Below are 2,284 nucleotides of genomic sequence, written 5' to 3' on the forward strand. Positions count from 1 at the left end.
TCATCCACCGCCACCAGCCGATGCCGGCCCGCCGGAAGACCATCCACAATCTCTTCCGTCGTCAGCGTCAGCACCGCACGACTGTCCCGCAGCTGAAACGCGATCCGCTCCGCCGGCTGACCCGGATCCAGCGGCAGATAACCCGCCCCCGCCTTCCACACACCCAGAATCCCCACCAGCGTCTCCACACCACGCGGCAGACACAAACCCACCACCGACTCGGCACCCACCCCCTGCGCCCGCAGGAAATGCGCCAACCGATTCGCCCGCACCTCCAACTCGGAGTAGGACAACCGCACACCCGCCTGCACCACCGCCACCGCATCCGGAGTCCGCGCCACCTGCACCGCGAACAACTCCGGCACCAACACCCCAGCCACCGGCCCAGCAGTGTCATTCCACTCCACCAACACCCGCCCACGCTCAACCGGGTCCAGGACATCCACCGCACTCGCACGCGCCGACGGATCCTCCGCCAATGCGGCCAGCACTCGGATGAACCGCTCTGCCAGCCGCCCCGCCATGGCCTCGTCGAACAGGTCGGCGGCCACCGTCACCGCACCCCGCACGCCGACCGGCTCGCCCTGCGCATTGAAGTCCTCCTCGACCATGACATCCAGGTCGAACTTGGCGGAGGGCCTCCCGAGGAAGAGCGGGGTGGAGCGGATTCCGGGCAGGGACAGGGTGGCCGCATCCGTCTCCGAGCCGGAGGAAGCGTTCAGCTTGGTGAGGACGACCTGGAACAGCGGATGCCGGGCCAGCGACCGGGCCGGCGCCAGTTCCTCCACCAGCCGCTCGAACGGCACATCCTGATGCGCGTACGCCTGCAGACCGGTCTCCCGCACCTGCTGCAACAGTTCGGCGAACGACGGATCACCGGACAGGTCCGTACGCACCACCAGCGTGTTGACGAAGCAGCCGACCAACTCGTCCAGCGCCTCATCCGTCCGCCCGGCAATCGCCGACCCGATCGGAATGTCCGTCCCCGCACCCAGCCGGTGCAACGTCACCGCAAGCGCCGCCTGCAACACCATGAACACCGTCACGCCCTCAGCACGCGCCAGCCCCTGCAACCGCTGATGCACTTCGGTCGGCACGGTGAACCCCGCCGAGAACCCCCGATGCGACGCCACCGCCGGCCGTGCCCGATCGAATGGCAGCCCCAGCTCCTCCGGCGACCCCGCCAAGGCGTCACGCCAGTACTCCATCTGACGTGCCATCAGGCTTGTCGCGTCGTCACCATCCCCGAGCAGCTCGCGTTGCCAGAGCGCGTAGTCCGCATACTGCACCGGCAACGCATCCCACACCGGTTCCCGACCCGCACACCGTGCCGCGTACGCCGTCGACACGTCCCGAGCCAACGGCCCCATCGACCAGCCGTCGGCCGCGATGTGATGCACGACCAGCACCAGCACGTGCTCGTCCGGACGCACACCGAACAGCCAGGCCTGCACCGGCACCTCAGCCGACAGGTCGAACGCATAGCCCGCGGCTCGGGCCATCGCTGCGGCCATGTCGTCCACGTGGATCTCACCGGACGGCAGCTCCGGAGAGGGCTCGATCGTCGGCATACTGATCACCGATGTGTGCGACGACAGACCGTCGAGGTCCAGCAGGCGGGGGTCTTCGTGCGGTTGATCTCCCCCGCTCACCTCGATCACGTTGAGATCCCAGGCGAGCTCGTCCGTGGGGACGACCTGCTGGTAGGGCTCGCCCTCGGCCATGGGGAAGACCGTACGCAGCACCTCGTGCCGCCCGATGACATCGGTCAGCGCCTGACCGAGCGCCTGCCGGTCCAGCTGTCCCGCCAGGCGCACCACGACCGGGCTGTTGTAGGTCTGGCTCGGGCCCTCCAGTTGGCCGATGAACCACAGACGGCGCTGCCCGTACGACAGCGGCACCCGCTCCGGCCGCTCCCTCGTCACGAGTGCGGTACGGGCCGAGTCCGCTCCGGCCAACATGCGGGCCACACCGGCCGGAGTCGGCGCGTCGAACAGCGTCCTGATTTCCATTTCAACGCCGAGTGCCGTACGGATCCGGCTCACCAGCCGGGTCGCCAGCAGCGAGTGCCCGCCGAGCTCAAAGAAGTCGTCGTCGACGCCGACACTCTGCAGCCCCAGGATCTCTTCGAACGCACCGCACAGGATTTCCTCCCGGAGGCTGACCGGTCCCCGGCTCGAGCGGGCGGCCGCCGTGGCGTAGTCGGGGGCGGGAAGCGCCCCGCGGTCGAGTTTGCCGTTGCCCGTCAGGGGCAGCGCGTCCAGCACCACCACCGCCGAGGGCA

At 68.9% G+C, this 2,284-nt stretch carries 1 protein-coding gene; it reads right to left on the reverse strand.

What is annotated here, in order from left to right:
• Window positions 1-2,284 (reverse strand): condensation domain-containing protein (locus ACZ5XS_RS45660; RefSeq protein ID WP_468661626.1); only part of this gene is annotated, 2,284 nt, incomplete at both ends.

This window comes from Streptomyces sp. NPDC033131, assembly GCF_055578365.1.